Below are 18,479 nucleotides of genomic sequence, written 5' to 3' on the forward strand. Positions count from 1 at the left end.
GGGCGGCGCCCGCTGTCACACGTGTGCGGACCGTATCGACCTGCGAATGGCCGACCGGAATTGGGGAGAAGGGGTTAAAAGCCAGGTCATTGTGGGCCAATATGGGGTCATGACCCAGCGCTCGGAACAATTGGTACTCGACTATCTGTCCGAGGTCGCTCTGATGCTGCACGGTCGTGCGTCCGCGAGGGAGCGGACGGCGTATCTCACGACGTTGCGCTCACGCATCGAGGCGCGGCGTGCCGCGGCCGGTCGCGACGAGGAGACCGTCCGCAGGATCCTGCTCGGGCTCGGTACCCCGGAGGACCTGGTGGAGCGGGATTTCGGCGGCCGTGACCTCGACCTCGAGGACGACGAGATGATCCCGCCCAAGCCCCGACACGCCGATCGGCCGCCGCCGCCCTGGCGGGGCGGCCCCAGCCATGGCCTGCTGTCTCTGCTGGAGGGCCCGGGCCAGACGGAGACGTCCGTCCGCGGCCGGGCGCGGACGGTCGGCGGCCTGCGCGGCCTGGGCCTGGTGGTGCGCCACCACGGGCCCGAGGCGGCGGCCCTGGGCCTGCTGCTGCTCACCGTGCCCTGGGGGTGGAACCTGGCGTTCGTGTGGGTGCTGGCCGCGGCGCTCATCGTGCTCAGCCGGGTGTGGACGGCACGGGACAAGTGGGTCGGTGTCGGCCTGCCGCTGCTGGGATGCGCGATCGCCATGGCGCTGTGGCCGGGCGAGGCCAAGTTCATCGACCGCTACATCCAGGAGTCGCTGCCGGCGACCGGCGTCATCGGCCTCGGCCTGGCCTCGCTGGTGAGCGTGTTCCTGCTGTACCCGCGGGTGCTCCGCTCGGCCCGCGCGGAGGAGCGGTCGGCCGGAACCCCCGGCTGACCGGAGCACCCCGGGAACTCCCGCTCGGCGGCGGCACGGCGGAACCCCGGCTGATGGGAAGGCGGCGGAAACCCCCGTCGGCGGGAACACGGCGCGAACGCCCCGGCTGACGCGAGCGCGGGGCGTCCCTTTCGCCGGAGGGGTCATCATTTGTTAAATGCTCGGAATAACCTTTTCCGGTCCGCCCGTTACCGGGCGTCCCCTGGTGCCGAACCGGGTAGTCCTGGACCGACACCGCCACCGGGAAGGTGGCCACGTCAGAACCGGTGTCCGGCAGCCAGTCCGGGCGCCACACGCGTCGCGGCGGTCCCGTCTCTCCGCCGAGTCCCGTCCCACACTCCGCACCCAGCGGTGACAGGGGCCGTCGGCGACGCCGCGAGGCCCGGGTGAGCCGCATCCGGGCCTCGTTCTGGCGTTTCGCACTCCAGGTTCGGCCCCGGGGCCGCGTTCGGCTCCGGCGCCCGCCCATCCGCCTTCCGTTCGCCCCCGTACCGACCGGTGTTATTGCCGTGGACGGCTTTCGGTCCGCCCACTAGCCTGGTTGACCACCCATGGAAACCAAGGGACGCCGCGGGAATGCCGGAACGCGAGAATGAGCGCGCACGGAAACTCGTGGTGCCCGACTGTGAAAGCATGAGGTCACTACGTGCCCACCGGCAAGGTCAAGTGGTACGACGGCGACAAGGGTTTCGGATTCCTCACGCAGGACGACGGCGGCGAGGTCTTCGTGCACTCCTCCTCCCTCCCTCCCGGCACCACCTCGCTCTCCCCGGGTCAGCGGGTGGAGTTCGGCGTGGCCGAAGGCCGCAAGGGCGCGCAGGCGCTCCAGGTGAAACTGCTCGACACCCAGCACTCCGTCGCCAAGGCCCGGCGCAAGAAGCCCGACGAGATGGTCGTCATCACCGAGGACCTCATCAAGCTGCTGGAGGGCCTGTCCACGGGCTACCGCCGGGGCCGGCACCCCGAACGCCGCGAGGCCGGCCAGATCGCGGCCGTGCTGCGCGCGGTCGCCGACGACCTGGAGGCCTGACCGGAGAGCGGGGCGGGGCCGGGAACGATCCCGGCCCCGCCTTCCTCATGCCCGGTCCGCCGTCGGCGGACGCAGACCGGCGATCCGCGCGGGGTCGGCGACGATGGCGATCGCGGTGACCAGGTCATCGGTCACCGAGAAGGACATGACGGAGTACGGGCGCCCGTCCTTAGTGACCAGGAGTCCCGCCTCGCCGTCGACCAGCACCGGGTGGACCTCGGCGGCGGGCCCGCCCATCCGGAACCGGTCGGCCTGTTCGGCCACGGCCGCCGCGCCGCGCACGACCCGCACCGGCGCCGACCCCGTCTCCACCCGCAGGACGGCCTCGGGGGCCAGGACCGTCAGCAGGGCGTCGAAGTCGCCGTGGCGGGCGGCGGCGGTGAACGCGTCGACCACCCGGCGGCGCCGGACGCGGTCGGCCCGGGGGGAGAGGTCCGCGCCCCGCATCCGGCGGCGCGCGCGGCTGGCGAGCTGGCGGGCGGAGGCCGTGGAGCGTCCGACGATCGGGCCGACCTCGTCGAAGGGCACCGCGAACATGTCGTGCAGGACGAACGCCAGGCGCTCGGCCGGCGTCAGTGTCTCCAGCACCACCTGGAGCGCCAGGCCCACCGAGTCCGCCATGAGCGCCTCGTGCTCGGGGTCGACGGCGTCGTCGTGGGCGAGGACCGGGTCGGGGACCCGCCCCTGCTCTTCCAGAGCCTCCTCGCGCCGCGTCCCCCGGGAGCGCAGCATGTTGAGGCACACCCGGGAGACGATGGTGGTCAGCCACCCGCCGACGTTGTCCACCTCCTCGGCGTCGGCCGCGCCCGCGCGCAGCCAGGCCTCCTGGAGGGCGTCGTCGGCCTCCGCAGCCGAACCGAGGATGCGCCGCGCCACCGCCCGCAGGTGGGAGCGGTGTTCGTCGAACCGGGCGGCGAGCCAGTCCTGATCCCTCATCGTTCGGCCCTTCCTCGATATGTCCTGCTCTGCGTGGGCGCCCTCGGGGCGCGGAACGGGCGCGGTGCCGGCCCGGCGTGCCGGCCCCACGTATCGGTCGCGTGCCGGCCCCGTGTGCCGGTCCCGGGTGGCGGAGGGTCAGACGCCGTCGAGCACCGGGAAGTTGGAGCGGAGCACGCCCCGCGGGTCGCGTTCCCGCTTGATCGCGCGCAGCCGGGCCAGGTCGCGCTCCGCGAACGCCTCCCGTGCGCTCTCGCCCGGGGCGAGGAACGTGAACGGCTTGCGTCCGCTGACGGCCGTGCCGAGCCGGCGGACGAGTTCGGCCTGTCGCGCCGCGACCGCGGCCGCCGCCTCCGGAGTCGGCGCCGGGCCGAGCGTGTAGAGGAGATAGGGCTCCGTGATCGGCCCGTGCGGGCCCGTGGCGGTGGCCGGGTCGGCCAGCGCGCCGCCCAGGTGCCGCAGCTGGACGGTGAGGAGCGGGTCGACGGGGTCGGTCGTCAGCACGGCCTCCACCCGCGCGTCCAGGCCCGTGAGCAGCTCGGCGCGGGACAGGGACGGCCCCGGGGCGGTGGGGTCGCCGGTGATGTCGCCGAGGTCGGCCGTCGACATCGCGCCGCGCCGGTCGGAGACCGGGTCCGCGACCGTGTCGAGGCGGCCGAGCAGGGCCGCGCCCTCGTCCGCCGGGCCCAGGTAGGCCGTGTCCAGGGCCACCATCGGCGGGGCCTGGGGGATCTCGACCCGGGTCAGCCACAGGCTGAGCTCGGGCGGGGCCGTGGCGGTCAGCTCGCGGAAGGCCGCGAACAGCTCGGCGGCACGGTGGCCGGGCCACAGCATCCGGCCGCCGTAGAGGGAGGCCGCCGGCAGGAGGTCGAACTCGACGGCGGTGACCACCGCGAAGTCGCCGCCGCCCCCGCGCAGCGCCCAGAACAGGTCGGGATCGGAGTCGGCGGTGACGCGGGCCGGACGGCCGTCCGCGGTGACGACGTCGAAGGCCCGGACCCCGTCGGCGGCCAGGCCGTGCCGCCGCGAGAACCAGCCCTGGCCGCCGCCGAGCGTGTATCCGACCACGCTGACCAGGGGCGAGCTGCCCGCCGGACCGGTCAGGCCGTTCGGGGCCGCCGCGGCCAGGACCGGTCCCCACGCGGCTCCGGCGCCCACGCGCGCCCACCGCTCCCGCGGGTGGATCTCGACCTCGTCCAGGCGCCCGGTGCGCAGCAGGACCGCGCCGTCCGTGCCGCCGGAGGGGCCGTGCCCGTTCGGCTGCGCGGCCACGGCCAGCCCGGCGCGGTGCGCGTGGCGCACCACGGCGGCCACGTCGTCGGCGTCGGCGGCCTCGACCACGGCCGCCACCGGCTGGTCGACCGCCCGGTTCCACGGCCGCCGCGCCGCCTCGAACCCCTCGTCCCCGGGCAGGAGCACCCGCCCCCGGACCGCGCTCGCGAGACCGGTGGCGCTCGCCGTGTCCTTCGTCGTCTGACGCATCGTTCCTCCATCGTCGGCGCGGGACGCCGTGGGCGCCCCGTCTTCGCTCTCATCCCTCTGACACGGCGGCTCGGAGGAACGTGACACGGTGGCCGCGCGGACCCGGTGTTCGGGGCGGTCGTCGCACGGCACGGCCGCCACAAGACTTCATCAAGAGGGCGTATCGGCCGAACCTTGACCCGCGTTATGGTCAAATCGGTGTCGGCGATCAGTGAGAATGGGGAACGTGAGCCCTTCTCGACGTTCTCCTGCACCGGACAAGGCCTGTATCGACGCGGTGGACCTGGCGCGCTCGGTGGCTGCCGAGGTCGGGCGACCCGAATGGGTCGGTGCGCCCCTCGACCCCGAGGTCGAGGACACGCGCCTGGTCACCCACTACTTCACCTGCCTGGACCCCGCCTACCCAGGGTGGACCTACGCCGTCACCGTCGTCCGCGCCTCGCGCGCCAAGGACGTCACCGTCAACGAGGTCGTCCTGCTCCCCGGCGAGGGCGCCCTCACCGCACCCGAGTGGGTGCCGTGGAAGGAGCGCCTGCGCCCCGGCGACGTCGGCGTGGGCGACCTGCTGCCGGTCGAGGAGGACGACGAGCGCCTCATCCCGGGTTACGCGCAGGTCCCCGACAGCGAGCTGGACGCCGAGGGCGTCGACCAGCAGATGGTGTGGGAGCTGGGGCTGGGCCGTCGCCAGGTCCTGTCCGAGACCGGCCGCGAGCAGGCCGCGGAGCGCTGGTACAACGGCGAGTCCGGGCCGCGCAGCCCCATCGCCACGGCCGCTCCGGCCCGCTGCGCGACGTGCGGCTTCCTGACCCCGCTCGCCGGTGAGCTGCGGCAGATGTTCGGTGTGTGCACCAACGAGTACGCGCCCGACGACGGCAAGGTCGTCTCGCTCGACCACGGTTGCGGCGCCCACTCCGAGGTGCGCACCCCCGTGTCCAAGAACGATCCCGCCGTGCCGGTCGTCGACGAACTGGGTTACGACCACATCGTCTTCGACGACACCGCCGAGCTGGAACTGGTCTCCTCCGACTCCTGAGTTCCCGCGCGCCGTCCCGAGCGCCCGCGCCACCTCCTGGGCGCGGGCACGCCGGACGACCGGGGCCGACCCCCCGGGGTCCCGCCGGTGGGCTAGGGTCGTCACTACCGCACTCGCTCCCGTCCGGGGTGCACCATGCCGGGCCGTGCCCGCAGCGCAGGAGGAAACCACCATGGCCGAGTCGGTGACCGCTTCGCGGGTCGATCCCTACAACACGGCCGAGCTGCGCAGACGCGTGCTCGCGGCCTGGGCCGACGCCCCCGCGAGGTTCCGCGAGGACGCCAACGCCGAGGAGGACTTCGCCCTCGGCGGCTACCGTGACCGTGTCGTGGTGGAGCTCGCCCAGAACGCCGCCGACGCGGCGCGCCGCGCCGGTGTCCCGGGACGGCTGCGCCTGTCCCTGGACGGGTCCGACCTCACCGCCGCGAACACGGGCGAGCCGCTGACGCCCGAGGGCGTGGAGTCGTTGGCCACCCTGCGGGCCTCGACCAAGCGCGACGACCACGGCTCCGCCGGCCGGTTCGGCGTGGGCTTCTCCGCCGTGGCGGCCCTCAGCGACGACGTCACCGTCCGCTCCGGCGGCTCGGCCGTGTGCTTCAACGCCGAGCGGGCCCGCGCCGCGGTCGCCGACCTGCTCTCCGGCGGCACCGCCCACGCCGACCTCGCCGAGGAGGTCCGGCGGCGCTCGGGCCACGTTCCGATGCTCCGCCTGCCGTTCCCTCCCGACACCGACGCCGATGCCGGAACCGACACCTCCAGGAGCGGGTACGACACCGTCGTCACGGTCCGCCTGCGCGACGAGGCCACCGTCGAGCGCGTCCGCGACCTGCTGGAGCGCACCGGCGAGGCACTCGTGCTCGCCCTGCCCGGCCTGTCCGAGGTCCAGGTGGCCGTGGACGGCACCGAGCGCGCCATCACCCGCCAGGACGTGTCCACCGACAGCGCCGACCTCGTCACCACCCTGCGCGACGCCGAGGGCACCCGCACCACGCTGTGGCGGGTGCTGACCCGCTCGGGCTCCCTGGACCCGTCCCTGCTCACCGACCGCCCCACCGAGGAGCGCGGCCGAACCGGGTGGGCGCTGACCTGGGCCGTCCCCGTGGACGAGGACGGCGCGCTCGCGCCCCTGCCCGCCGACGTGGACCGGGTCGTGCACGCGCCCACGCCCACCGGCACCGGGCTCGACCTGCCCGCGGTCCTCATCGGCACCTTCCCGCTCGGCAGCGACCGGCGCGCCGTCCAGCCCGGACCCGCCACGGACCTGCTGCTGTCGGAGGCGGCCGACGCCTACTGCGCCCTGCTGCGCGGATTCGCCGCGCGCGCGGCCCTGGACCTGGTGCCCGGCACCCGGGTCGGCGGCGGCGCGGTCGACGCCGCCTTCCGCGCCCGCGTCGCCGAACCCCTCCGCGACACGCCCTTCCTGGTCACCGCCGCAGGGGCACCGGTCCCGCCGCGCGACGCCGTACTGCTGGACACCGGCGGACCGGACGGCGCGGCCGGGGTCGCCACGGCCCTGGCCGAGCTCGTCCCGCAACTGCTGCCGGGGACCTGGAGCCCGCGCCACCCCGGGCTGTCCGCCCTGCGCGTGGACCGGATCGGTCTGGCCGACCTCGCCGACCTCATCGCCGACACCGACCGGCCGCCGCGCTGGTGGGCCGAGCTGTACGCCGCCCTGGCCGACGCGGGCAGCGCCGGCGCCGACCTCGACGAACTGGGGGCCCTGCCGGTCCCGCTCGCCGACGGACGGCTCGTCCGGGGACCGCGCTCCCTGCTCCTGCCCACGGACGACTGGGAGCGCGTGGCCGACGCCCAGGGCCACCGGCCCGACCCTGCCGCCCTGTCCGCGCTGGGCGTGCGCGTGGTCCACCCCGAGGCCGTGCACCCGCTGCTGCGCCGCCTGGGCGCGGTCGACGCCGGAGCGGCCGCCGTCCTGGCCGACCCGCGGACCGAGGCGGCGGTCCGCAACTCGCTGGACGCCGAGGACCCCGAACCGATCGCGGAGGCGGTCCTGGACCTGGTCGCCGCCTCCGGTACCACGGTCGCGGACGCCCCCTGGCTGGCCGAGCTGGCCCTGCGCGACGACGAGGACGGCTACTCCGTGGCCGGTGAGCTGCTCGTCCCCGGCGCGCCGCTGGCCGACCTGCTCGTGGCCGACGCGCCGTTCGGCACGGTCCACGCCGACCTGGTGGAGAGGCACGGCACCGAGGCCCTGCGCGCGGTCGGTGCCCTGTGGGAGCTGACCGTCGTGCGCGCGGAGGACGCCGCTCTGGGCGACGACCTCGTGGACGAGTTCGACGGCGCCGCCGGGGAGGACGGCCCCGACGGCCTGGAGGACTGGGCCGACGAGATGCTGGAGCGCGTGGGCGACCCCGAGCTGCCGCCGGTCGCGCCCGAACTCGTGTGCGTCGTGGACCTGGACTACATCGCCGACGACCAGTGGCCGCGCGCCCTGGCCATGCTCTCGCGGAGCCCGCTGCGCGAGGCCGTCACCGCGCCCGCGCGGCTCGTGCTGCCCGACGGCCGGGTGGCCGACGTGCCCTCCTACACCGCCTGGTGGCTGCGCACCCGCGCCCTGGTCGGCGGGCGGGCCCCGGTGGAGCTGCGCACCGCCGACGCCGACCCCGCCCTGGCGGGGCTCTACGACGTGGTGCCCGCCGACGTCGACCCGGAGTTCGCCCGCGCGCTGGGTGTGCGCACGAGCCTCGACGACCTGGTCGCCGACCCCGACGGGCCGGACGACCTCCTCGCCCGGCTGGCCGACCCCGACCGGCACGTGGACCGGGCCGCGCTGCGCCGTGTGTGGGCGGCGCTGGCGGAGGTCGACACCGACCTGGTCACGCCGCCGGCCCGGGTCCGGGCCGTCATCGGCGGCGCGATCGTCGTCGCCGACGCCGAGGACGTCCTGGTCCTGGACTCACCGGACCTGTTGCCGCTGCTCGACGACCGCCCGCTCGTGCTGGCGCCCACGGACACCGCCGACGCGGTGGCCGACGTCCTCGACCTCGCCATGGCGTCGGAGGCCGTGACGGGGGAGATCGGCACCACCGGCCAGCTGCGGCCGGTTCCGGACGAGGCGGCGCTCTTCCTGGAGTCCGACGACGAGCCGGACCGCACCTACCTGCACCACCCGTCGCTCACCGTGGACGGTGTGGAGGTCGAGTGGTACGCGGGGGACGGCACGATCCACGCGGCCACTCCGGAGGGACTGGCGCGGGCACTGTGCTGGCGGGCCGGCCAGTGGCCCCGGCGCCACGCGGTGGCCGCCGCCCTGAGGGACCCCTCGTCGGCGGCCCGCCTCCTGGCCGAGTCCGACCTCGACTGACCACCGCCCGCTCGGGGCGGTGGGGGAGCCACCGGCGGTGCCGGTACGGGGGAAGATCCCGGTGGGCCGCGGGGACGCTACGGGTGCGCCGCGGAGCCCGGTCCGACCCGGAGGTCCGGCCCGCTCCGTGCGGGCCAGTGCTCCAGCAGCGCGTGCAGGGCGTCGAGCGAGCGCGCCCAGGACGCCTCCACCTCGCGGGAGTGCGCGAAGCCGCCGCCGAGTTCGAGGTGGACGTAGCCGTGGAAGGTGCTGCGCAGGAGGCGGCCCGCGTCGGTCAGGTCCGGCTCGGTGAGCCCGTAGCCCCGCAGCATCCCGTACGTCAGGTCCACGCTGCGGCGCAGCCCGGCCGAGTCGGCGACCTCCTCGGGGTCGAACCGCATCTGGGTCGCCGCGTAGCGGCCGGGGTGTTCGAGCGCGTAGTCCCGGTAGGCGTCGGCGAACGCGACCAGCGCGTCCCTGCCCGCACGCCCCGCGACGGCCTCCGCGATGCGCTCGGCCATCTCCTCGCCGGCCAGCACGGCCACCCGGACCCGCAGGTCCCGCAGGTTGCGGACGTGCGAGTACAGGCTGGCGTCCCTCACGCCGAAGCGCCGGGCGAGCGCGGACAGCGTGACCGCCTCGATCCCGGTCTCGTCCGCCATCTCGGCGGCGGCCTCGGTCAGCCTGGCGGCGGATAGCCCGGCGCGGGCCATGGGGTCACCTCCTGGGAAGGGCAGGGAAAAACCTAACACGTACAGGACGCGTCCGTTCCGGAACAGGAACGGGGTACCGCGGCGTCGTAGGTGGTGCCCCCGCACGTGTGCCGGTCGAACGGAATCCCCCCATGCGCGTCCTCGCCTCGTTCCTGCTCCTCGCCGCGACGCTCTCCGCCGCGGGCTGTTCCCGGGCACCCGAAGCCGAGCCCGGCGGATCCCCCGGCGGCCCGAAGGGCGTCCCGGACGAACAGTCCTACGCGGCCGGGGAGCCCTTCGCCGCCGACCTGACCCTGTATCCCGCCGAGGAGGGCGGGCGCCGCACGCCCTTCTACTCCGGCTACCGTCCCGACGTCGGTTTCGGCCCGGACGGGCCCCGGATCGCGTGCGCGGTGCGGCTCCCGGCCGACCTGCCCGCGTTCCCGCCGGGCGAGACCCACACGGTCGTGTTCGAGTGCTCCGACGACGTGGTCGTCGACACCGCCGCGCCGGGGTTCGTCCTGCTGGAGGACGACCACGAGCGCGGCTCCGGCGAGGTCGTCTTCACGGGTGGGTGATCCGCGCGCCCGTCCGCGCACGGGCGGTCGGCGGTGCGCGGCGTCGCGCCCGTCACACGTGGCAGCCGACGGTGACCAGGTAGGCGTCCTCCCAGTCGTCCTCGTAGGCGTGGTCGCGCTAGGGAGGGAACTCCAGGTTCTCCCGGAACGGCGCCATCAGCGGCTTCAGAGTCGCGTCGAGGGTCCCTTCGAGGTCCTGACCGGCAGCGCCCTCGAATTCAAGGGCGAAGAGTAGGGCGAAGTGCACTGCTCTTCCTCCTCCCGGGTTCGGCAGGATCCTCGTGCGGCACGCCCGTCGGGGCAGAGGGTTTTCGGAAGCGCTCGGCCGAACCGGGCTGCGTCACCAGGTCCGTCGCCGGGTCCTCAACGGGCGACGCGGAAGAAGCCCTCCGAGATGAGCGTGCGCAGCGCGTCCGGCGTGCGTTCGCGGATCACCGCCGAGTCCTCGCCCATGAGCTCGGAGATCGCGTCGAGCAGCGGCCCCACCGGCATCGTGCCGTCGCACACGCTCGCCAGCGCCGCCTCCACCGTGCCGATTCGCGCCACCCGGCGCAGGCCGTCGCGCTGGCGCAGCACGATCTTCTCCGGGTCCGGCGCCCCCGGCCGCCCCACGCGCTCCTCCACCACACCGGGAGCGAGCGCCACGTGCGCCGAGAGCAGGGCGGCGTCGGTCAGCCGCAGCGCCGTCATCGCCCCGTCCACGACCTCGGGCAGGTACGGTCCGACCGGCCGCTCGATCTCGTGCCTGAGCTCCTCGACCCGCACGGTGGCGTCCTGGGCGACGTCGTTGCGCAGGCTGATCCAGCCGAACCCGATGCCCTTGATGCCCTCGCGCTCGAAGTAGTCCAGCCAGGCGTCGTAGCGGCGCGTGTACTCGGGCGTGCCGTGCTCGCAGGAGTCGCGCAGCCACAGCTCCACGTACTCGGCCGGGTCCTGGACGTCGCGCTGGACGACCCAGCCCGAACACCCCGTGCCGGTGACCCAGCCGCCGACCCGGTCCTCCCAGTCGTCGCCGTCGGAGTGCACCCAGTTGGCCAGGATCTGGCACCAGCCGCCCTCCGTCAGGTGGGCGGGCGCCTGGCGCACCAGCTCCGCGCACACGGTGTCGCCCGGCAGGTCGGACTCCCGGTAGGTGTACCGCGAGGCCTCCGGCGTGATGACGAACGGCGGGTTCGACACGATCAGGTCGAACCGCTCGCCCTTGACCGGCTCGAACAGCGAGCCCTGGCGGAGCTCGGCGCCGGTGACGCCCGACAGGGCCAGGCTGATCCCGGCCAGGCGCACCGCGCGGGGGTTGAGGTCGGTCGCCACGATCTCGCGGGCCCGCGAGGCCAGGTGCAGCGCCTGCACGCCGCACCCGGTGCCCAGGTCCAGCGCGCGGTCGGCCGGCCCGTTGACGATGAGTTGGGACAGGGTCGAGGACGCGCCGCCCGCGCCCACCACGTGGTCGGGGCTGGGGACGGTACCCGAACCGGGACGCACCTTGGGGTCGGAGACCACGAACCCGGGTCTGCCGTCCTCCAGCTCCCACGGGCCCAGGTGCACCAGGGCGCGGACGACGCGCCCCTCGGGGCCCTCGTCCACGGTCACCAGACCGTTCTCGGCCAGTTCCTCGATGGGCAGTATCGTGCGCGCCGAACGTTCGGGGATGGGCGATCGCAGCCACCACAGGCGCAACAGCAGTCCGAGCCGCTCGTCCCCGCCGGTGGCGCGCAGGGCGGGCACGAGCTCCTCGCGCGCCAGGGCGCGCGCCGCGGCGTCGCCCAGGCGGTCGCGCACGCCCGACACCGTGTAGTCGGCGTCGATGAGGATGCCTCGGAGGCGTTCGGCCAGGCCGCGGGGGAAATCAGTCTCAGACACGTGCCCATTATCAGGCAGGGGGGACGGTGCCCCGTGACGTGCGCTCGGCGTCGCGGCGGGCCTCGGCCTCGGAGCGGCGGCGCAGGAGCCGCGGGATGTAGAGGAACCCGAAGACGCCGAGCGCGATGCCGGTGACGCAGACCCCGATCCACCACCGCTCGGACTCGGGGACGCCCACGGCGAGGAGCACGACGAGCGCGACCGCCCACGCGAGGGTGCCGAGGGCGGCGGGTACGCGGTAGTCGCTCTCGTGGACGTCCGGGTCGGGGCGGCGGGGCTTACGCACGGGTCAAGGCTATCCGCTGGCAGCGATGCGTTGCTCACATCCGATCACCGGATCGCCCGAAGATATGGTGATTCCTCTGAAACACACGTGACTGAGGTGGCGTGAGTTGTACAAAGCTGCAACTAATCTGGCGCAGAATCCTTGTTGTCCCTTAACACGACCAGGTCAGGCTGACGACGTGAACGCACCGAAACCATCCCCCACCGGCACCGCCGGCGCCCCAGCCAATCCCGTGGACCGCTTCTTCCGCGTGTCCGAACGCGGATCGACCGTCGGCACGGAGATCCGCGGCGGCCTGGCGACGTTCTTCGCCATGGCGTACATCGTCGTGCTGAACCCGCTGATCATCGGCACCGCCGAGGACGTGAACGGCGACACGCTCGGCATCCCCGAGATCGCCGCCGTCACAGCGCTCGTCGCGGCGATCTCCTGCATCGTCATGGGCATCGTCAGCCGCTACCCGTTCGCCATCGCGGCGGGCATGGGCCTCAACGCGGTGATCGCCTACGGACTCGCCCCGCTCATGCCCTGGGCCGACGTCTTCCTCCTGGTGATCGTCGAGGGCCTGCTGCTGCTCATCCTCGTCCTCACCGGGTTCCGTACCGCGGTCTTCGCGGCCATCCCGGCCGGCATCAAGACCGGTATCGCGGTCGGCGTGGGCCTGTTCCTCGCCCTCATCGGCCTGGTGAACGCCGGGTTCGTGCAGGCGGGCGAGGGCACCCCCGTCCAGCTCGGCAACGGCGGCCTGAACGGCTGGCCCATCCTCGTCTTCGTCGTCGGCCTGCTCATCAGCATCGCGCTGTACGTGCGCAAGGTGCGCGGCGCCCTGCTCATCGGCATCGTCATCGCCACGATCCTCGCGATCGTGGTCGAGACCGCCCTCGGCGACGGCGGCGACGCCCTCGGCTGGGGCCTGACCGTGCCGAGCCTGCCCACGAGCACCGGCGAGCTCGTCGCCGCGCCGGACTTCAGCGTCATCGGCCTGTTCGCCGACGGCGGCCTCAACGTCATCGCCCGGTGGTCCGACATCGGCTTCGCCACGGTCGTGATGCTGGTCTTCACGCTGCTGCTGGCCGACTTCTTCGACACCATGGGCACCATGGTCGGTGTGGCCCACCAGGCCGGGCTGGCCGACGAGCACGGCAACATGGCCAACACCCGCGAGGTGCTGGCCGCCGACGCCGTCGGCACCCTGCTGGGCGGCGTGGGTTCGGCGTCCGTCAACACGGTCTACGCCGAGTCCGCCGCCGGTGTCGGTGAGGGCGCCCGCACGGGCATCGCGCCGATCGTCACCGGCGCGCTGATGCTCGTCGCCACCCTGTTCACCCCGCTGGTGTCGCTGGTGCCGTTCGAGGCCGCCACCCCGGTGCTGGTGATCGTGGGCTTCATGATGATGACGCAGGTCACCAACATCGACTTCAAGGACCCGGCCATCGGCCTGGGCTCCTTCATGGCGATCATCATGATGCCGTTCACCTACTCGATCGCGAACGGTATCGGCTTCGGCCTGCTCACCTACACCTTCGTCCGCACGGTCCAGGGGCAGGGCCGCCAGGTCCACCCGCTGCTGTGGCTGATCTCGCTGGTGTTCCTGATCCACTTCGCCGAGGCGCCGATCTACGCGTTCATCGGCTGACCCCGGCTGACGCCCCTCGGCTGACCGCTCCGTGATTCCCGCCCCGGCGGGAATGCGGACCCAGGTGGACGACGTTGACTCGAATGATGAGTCAACGCCGTTTACCTTTGTGCCTCCAGTACTCTCCGTGTCTCCTCCGTGCCCACATGCGAAGACGGCCGATGCCCCTCCCCGGGCCCGCCGGGGCGGTGGTGGACTGATGCGCGTGCCGATGTTCCGTTCCCTGGCCGTGCGCAACTACCGGCTCTACGCGCTCGGTCAGTTGCTGTCCAACCCCGGCACGTGGATGCAGCGCATCGCCCAGGACTGGCTGGTCCTGCAGCTGAGCCACGGCAGCGGCATCGCGCTGGGCATGACGACCGCGCTCCAGTTCCTGCCGCTGCTGCTGTTCGGGCTCTGGGGCGGCGCGCTGGTCGACCGGCTCGACAAGCGACGGCTGCTGATCCTCACGCAGGGCGCGATGGGCCTGCTCGCCGTGGGGCTGGGCATCCTGGCCACCGCCGGTGCCGCCGAGGTGTGGCACGTGTACGTCTTCGCCTTCGCGCTCGGCATGATCACGGTGCTGGACAATCCCGGGCGGCAGGCGTTCGTACCGGAGATGGTCGACCGGGAGCACCTGAGCAACGCGATCGCGCTCAACAGCGCCAGCTTCCAGCTCGGCCGGGTGACCGGGCCCGCGATCGCCGGCCTGCTGATCGCCTGGATCGGCAGCGGCCCCGTGTTCGTCATCAACGGGTTCTCGTTCGCCTTCACGATCGTCGCGCTGCTGATGATCCGGACCGCCGACCTGCGCACCCCCGAACCGGTGCCGAAGGGCAAGGGTCAGATCCGTGAGGGGCTGCGCTACGTCGCCGGGCGGCGCGACCTCGTGCTGCTGCTGGTCCTGGCCGCGAGCGTGCAGTTCTTCGGCGCCAACGGGCAGAACCAGATCGCGCTGATGGTCAACAACGTGTTCGAGTCCGGAGCCGCCGCCTTCGGTACGGCCGCGGCCGCGCTGGCGGTCGGCGCGCTGGTCGGGGCGCTGCTGGCGGCCCGCCGGGACCGGCCCCGGGTGCGGCTGGTGCTCATCGGCGCGATGGGCTTCGGCGTGACCCAGGTCGCGGCCGGGCTCATGCCGGGCTACCTGGCGTTCGTGGTCGTCCTGGTGCCCATGGGCGTGCTCTTCATGACGTACGTGACCACGCTCAACGCGACCTTCCAGCTCACGGTGGACTCCCGGATGCGGGGCCGGGTGATGAGCATGTTCCTGCTGGTGTTCATGGGCGTGGCCCCGATCGGTGCGCCGGTGGTCGGGCTGCTGGCCGACGCCTTCGGCCCCCGGGCCAGCCTGGTGACCGGCGGCGCGGTGACCGTTGTCGTGGTGTCCGTGCTCTCGGTGCTGCTCATGCGGGCCAAGGACGTCCGCTGGCGTGCCCTGCTGCCCGCCCGGTGGCGCGAGGACGCCCCGTCCGACGGCGACACGGCGGCGGACGGGACCGAGGCCGACGCTGGGACTGGGACTGGGACTGGGGCCGGAGCCGGAGCCGTGAGCGGCACCGGGGCTGGGGCCGGAGCCGGGGCCGAGGCGGTGAGCGGCGCCGGGGCTGGGGCTGGGTCCGGGGCCGACGCCGAGGCCGTCCGGGACACCGCTGGTGGAGCGGACGACGGGACCCGAGCGGGGCCCGGCGGCACCGCTCCCGACGGCGGGCGGCGGACCCGCAGGGGCACCTCCTCCCGGGGAGCGGCGACGCCGGTGTGAACCGCGAGCCGCGGCCGCGAGGGCGGCGCCCGGGCGGGAAGGATGGTGGCATGAGACTGTTCGTGGCCCTGGTCCCGCCGGAGGAGACCCTGGACGCCCTGCGCGCGGCGGTCGGCGCGGGCCGGCGGCACACGCCCGACCTGCGCTGGGCCCCGCCCGGCGGCTGGCACATCACCCTGGTCTTCCTCGGCGAGGTGGACGGGGAGGTCCTGACCGACCTGTCCGCCGCCCTGGGCGCGGAGGCCGGCGCGCACGCGCCCTTCGAGATCGCCGTGCGCGGCTGGGGACGCTTCCCCCAGGACCGGACGCGCTCCTCCGTGCTGTGGGCCGGGATCACCGGGGACACCGACGCCCTGGACTCGCTCGCCCGGGGCCTGCGCGCGGCGGCGCGCTCGGTGCGGATCCCGGTGGACGCCCGGCCCTACGTGCCGCACGTCACGGTCGCGCGCAGCCGCCGCCCGCGCGACCTGGCCGACACCGTGCACGCCCTCGGTGCCCTGCGCGGACGCCCGTGGCCGGCGCGCCACGTGCACCTGGTGGAGAGCCGCCCCGGTGCGGACGACCCCTACCGAACCGTTCGGACCTGGACGTTAGGGTGGGAACCCGATCCCCGATCTCCTGAGCGGAGCACGTCATGAGCATGCTCACCAACAACCGCAAGCAGCGCTGGCTGCTGCCGGTGGTGCTGGGTTCCATCATGCTCATCGTCATCCTCGGCGCGTTCCTGAGCTGACCCCCGGTCGCCGGTGCCCTCAGCCGACGCGGTGGGCGGCGCCGGCCAGGCTCACGGCGTGCGCGACCAGGGCCGCGTTGTCGTGGGCCTCGTCCCCGTCGGGCAGGCGCAGGGTGTCCTCCAGCCCGACACGGATGTCGTATCCGGCCTCGATCGCGGCCTCCAGCATCGGCCAGGTGGTCGCGTCCGTCCCGTGCAGCAGCCGGGGCGCGCCGACCCTCGCGCGGTCGAGCAGGGACAGGATCGCGTCCGCGTTGCTCCGCGCGTCCTCCACCGCCACCTGCGTCGGCTCCACCAGCACCGCGCTCACCTCGATCTTCGTGGCGATGAGGATGCGGGTCGCCTCCACCGTCCACACCCCGGCCTCCACGGGGACGCGGCGGTCGTTCAGCAGGTGCACGAGATCGATCGAGCCCGCCTCGTGCAGGTTGACCGTCACCGAGTCCGGCAGGGCCGACGAGGCCCATCTCTGCACCAGGTCGTAGCGGCGCCACGGGTCCGACTCGGCCGACAGCGACGTGGTGAGGGACACCGGCACAGCGGGTCCGTTCTCGCGCAGAGCCTCCATCAGGGGCGCCACGACCTGCGGCTCCAGCGACTCGGCGCCGCTGGGGTCGCGCGGGTGCAGGTGGATCGAGGTCGCCCCCACGGCGACCACGGCGTGCGCGTCCGCCACCACCTGGTCCACGGAGACGGGCAGGGCGGGGTGCGCGCCGGGGCGGCGGTCACCGTTCAGGCAGGCTTCGATCCTCATGGGTCCTCCTCACGGCCCTGTATGCCACATGTGCCCGTTACCGCCCGGCTGCAAGCCACCCGTGCCGACCCCTGGCAGGATGGCGGACATGACAAGACCGCTCGTGCCGGCCGTGGCCGCTCTGATCGTCGCCCTCGCTCCGGTCCCCGCCGCGGCGGAGACGGCCGAACCCGACGACTCCGGCACCGGTGGGTTCGACTACCCGCGCGGGGGCGAGGGGCCGGAGGGCTCGGAGACCGCCTTCACCTTCCAGGACCCCCGGATCGCGGAGTCGAGCGGACTCGCGCCCTCGGGCGTGCACGACGGCGTGTGGTGGACCCACAACGACAGCGGCGACTTCCTGCCCGACGTCTACGCGGTGAACGGGGACGGCGAGACCCTGGCGACGGTCTCGTTGGCGGTGGAGCTGCGCGACTGGGAGGCGGTCACCGTCACGGAGGACCCGGAGGGGCGGTCGTCGGTGTACGTCGGCGACATCGGCGACAACTACGGCGGGAGCTGGCCGAGCGTGCGGGTGCTCCGGTTCGCCGAGCCCGACCCCCTGACGGACGCGCTCATCGAACCGCAGGTGTTCACGCTCACCTACGCCGACGGCGGCCGCGACGCCGAGGCGATGATGATCGACCCCCGCGACGGCCGCCTGTACGTGGTGTCCAAGGAGTTCTCCGGCGGCCTGTACGCGGCCCCGGAGACCCTGGACCCGGAGGCGGAGAACGTGCTGGAGCGCGTGGACTCCGCGCCGCTGTTCGCCACCGACGCGGCCTTCCACCCCGACGGGACCCGTTACGCCATCCGCACCTACTGGGGCGTGACGATCTACGACTCCACCGACGGCGTGCCGGGGACGTCGCTGGGCTCCTTCGACCTGCCCGAGTCCGACCAGGGCGAGGCGATCGCCTTCACCCCAGACGGGACCGCGCTCATGGCCGGGACCGAGGGGGCGGCCGCGCCGGTGTGGTCGGTGCCGCTGGCCGACGAGTACCTGAGCGGGGAGCCGGTCGAGACCCCCGAGGAGAGCGCGTCCGCCGACGACGGCGCGGACACCGGGGGAGGAGAGGCCGCCGGCGACCGTGAGGGCGGGGCGCTTCCGTTCATCGTGGGCGGCGCCGCGGTCGCTGCCCTGCTCATCGCCGGCATCGTCCTCCTCGCCCGCCGCGGCTGAGCCTGTCGACTCCTGCAGATGCTGAACCCGTGAGTGTTCTCGCTTCCAGAAATGAACGGAGCCGCTCGTCAGCGCATCCCACACACCGGATGTGTCGAGCTCGGCTCGAAACGTCCGGCTGGAGAGAACGTGACCGGCCGACCCGTGGAAGGGCAAGGAACGATCAGCCCTCTGCGTCTTCGTCCCCACAGTGGACGAATTTCAGATCGAACCCGTCGACCCGACCTCCTGGTTGACGCGTCCCCGGTGACCGTCCACGTGGTGTCACGCACTCCCGGCTCCAGGTGCCCCGCCAGGCGATGCCCAATGCGGGGGAGGCCGGAGTGACTGGACGCCGCGAGTGGAAGAGGCGCCACCTGAGCCCCATAATGTCCCAGTTGTGGG

At 73.7% G+C, this 18,479-nt stretch carries 16 protein-coding genes; 9 read left to right on the forward strand and 7 right to left on the reverse strand.

All coding sequences use genetic code 11. The annotated features are described in order from the left end of the window. Positions 1-109: 109 nt before the first annotated feature. Both HNR10_RS19265 and HNR10_RS19270 read left to right on the forward strand, forming a co-directional pair. On the forward strand, positions 110-874 hold the full coding sequence (locus HNR10_RS19265) for a hypothetical protein (protein ID WP_179825541.1): 765 nt from the start codon (positions 110-112) through the stop codon (positions 872-874). 646 nt (positions 875-1,520) lie between these two features. After that, positions 1,521-1,904, forward strand: coding sequence for a cold-shock protein (locus tag HNR10_RS19270; protein ID WP_179825542.1), 384 nt, complete (start codon positions 1,521-1,523; stop codon positions 1,902-1,904). A gap of 45 nt (positions 1,905-1,949) precedes the next feature. On the opposite strand, the gene HNR10_RS19275 is transcribed toward HNR10_RS19270, so the two are convergent. Together HNR10_RS19275 and HNR10_RS19280 are read right to left on the reverse strand one after the other, a co-directional pair. Next, positions 1,950-2,840 carry a sigma-70 family RNA polymerase sigma factor gene (locus tag HNR10_RS19275; RefSeq protein ID WP_179825543.1) on the reverse strand — a complete coding sequence of 297 codons (891 nt, stop codon included), beginning with the start codon at positions 2,838-2,840 and terminating at the stop codon, positions 1,950-1,952. 138 nt (positions 2,841-2,978) lie between these two features. After that, positions 2,979-4,322 carry an FAD-binding oxidoreductase gene (locus HNR10_RS19280; RefSeq protein ID WP_179825544.1) on the reverse strand — a complete coding sequence of 448 codons (1,344 nt, stop codon included), beginning with the start codon at positions 4,320-4,322 and terminating at the stop codon, positions 2,979-2,981. Positions 4,323-4,599: 277 nt separating this feature from the next. Here HNR10_RS19280 and HNR10_RS19285 point away from each other — a divergent pair, with 277 nt between their 5' ends. After that, positions 4,600-5,355 (forward strand): DUF3027 domain-containing protein, encoded by a 756-nt coding sequence (locus HNR10_RS19285; protein WP_179829827.1) that lies wholly within the window; start codon positions 4,600-4,602, stop codon positions 5,353-5,355. A gap of 172 nt (positions 5,356-5,527) precedes the next feature. Then, positions 5,528-8,677 carry a sacsin N-terminal ATP-binding-like domain-containing protein gene (locus HNR10_RS19290; protein ID WP_179829828.1) on the forward strand — a complete coding sequence of 1,050 codons (3,150 nt, stop codon included), beginning with the start codon at positions 5,528-5,530 and terminating at the stop codon, positions 8,675-8,677. Positions 8,678-8,754: 77 nt separating this feature from the next. On the opposite strand, the gene HNR10_RS19295 is transcribed toward HNR10_RS19290, so the two are convergent. Further along, the gene (locus HNR10_RS19295) at positions 8,755-9,369 is read right to left on the reverse strand and encodes a TetR/AcrR family transcriptional regulator (RefSeq protein WP_179825546.1); all 615 of its coding nucleotides are present in this window, start codon (positions 9,367-9,369) and stop codon (positions 8,755-8,757) included. A gap of 131 nt (positions 9,370-9,500) precedes the next feature. Between HNR10_RS19295 and HNR10_RS19300 the strand changes: the two genes are divergently transcribed. Further along, positions 9,501-9,926 carry a hypothetical protein gene (locus tag HNR10_RS19300; RefSeq protein WP_179825548.1) on the forward strand — a complete coding sequence of 142 codons (426 nt, stop codon included), beginning with the start codon at positions 9,501-9,503 and terminating at the stop codon, positions 9,924-9,926. A 118-nt stretch (positions 9,927-10,044) separates the two neighbouring features. Here the strand turns inward: HNR10_RS19300 and HNR10_RS31785 are convergent, their stop codons facing one another. The 3 genes from HNR10_RS31785 to HNR10_RS19310 form a co-directional block, all read right to left on the reverse strand. Then, positions 10,045-10,173 carry a hypothetical protein gene (locus HNR10_RS31785; protein WP_281390147.1) on the reverse strand — a complete coding sequence of 43 codons (129 nt, stop codon included), beginning with the start codon at positions 10,171-10,173 and terminating at the stop codon, positions 10,045-10,047. Positions 10,174-10,289: 116 nt separating this feature from the next. Further along, positions 10,290-11,786 carry a DUF7059 domain-containing protein gene (locus tag HNR10_RS19305; protein WP_179825549.1) on the reverse strand — a complete coding sequence of 499 codons (1,497 nt, stop codon included), beginning with the start codon at positions 11,784-11,786 and terminating at the stop codon, positions 10,290-10,292. A gap of 10 nt (positions 11,787-11,796) precedes the next feature. Then, positions 11,797-12,072 carry a DUF2530 domain-containing protein gene (locus tag HNR10_RS19310; RefSeq protein WP_179825551.1) on the reverse strand — a complete coding sequence of 92 codons (276 nt, stop codon included), beginning with the start codon at positions 12,070-12,072 and terminating at the stop codon, positions 11,797-11,799. A 178-nt stretch (positions 12,073-12,250) separates the two neighbouring features. Here HNR10_RS19310 and HNR10_RS19315 point away from each other — a divergent pair, with 178 nt between their 5' ends. The 3 genes from HNR10_RS19315 (at position 12,251) to thpR (ending at position 16,084) form a co-directional block, all read left to right on the forward strand. Then, complete coding sequence (locus HNR10_RS19315) at positions 12,251-13,708, forward strand: NCS2 family permease (protein ID WP_179825553.1); 1,458 nt, start codon at positions 12,251-12,253, stop codon at positions 13,706-13,708. Positions 13,709-13,904: 196 nt separating this feature from the next. Then, on the forward strand, positions 13,905-15,446 hold the full coding sequence (locus HNR10_RS19320; RefSeq protein WP_246407413.1) for an MFS transporter: 1,542 nt from the start codon (positions 13,905-13,907) through the stop codon (positions 15,444-15,446). 50 nt (positions 15,447-15,496) lie between these two features. Then, positions 15,497-16,084, forward strand: a complete 588-nt coding sequence (gene thpR, locus HNR10_RS19325) for an RNA 2',3'-cyclic phosphodiesterase (protein ID WP_179825555.1) — start codon at positions 15,497-15,499, stop codon at positions 16,082-16,084. A 114-nt stretch (positions 16,085-16,198) separates the two neighbouring features. Here the strand turns inward: thpR and HNR10_RS19330 are convergent, their stop codons facing one another. Then, positions 16,199-16,933: a 3-keto-5-aminohexanoate cleavage protein gene (locus tag HNR10_RS19330; protein ID WP_179825565.1), complete on the reverse strand. Its 735-nt coding sequence runs from the start codon at positions 16,931-16,933 to the stop codon at positions 16,199-16,201. Between the two features lie 88 nt (positions 16,934-17,021). On the opposite strand from HNR10_RS19330, the gene HNR10_RS19335 reads away from it, so the two are divergent. Beyond that, entirely contained in the window at positions 17,022-18,095 is a 1,074-nt protein-coding gene (locus HNR10_RS19335; RefSeq protein ID WP_179825567.1) for a hypothetical protein, read from the forward strand. Positions 18,096-18,479: the final 384 nt, after the last annotated feature.

The organism is Nocardiopsis aegyptia, assembly GCF_013410755.1.
Classification (GTDB): domain Bacteria; phylum Actinomycetota; class Actinomycetes; order Streptosporangiales; family Streptosporangiaceae; genus Nocardiopsis; species Nocardiopsis aegyptia.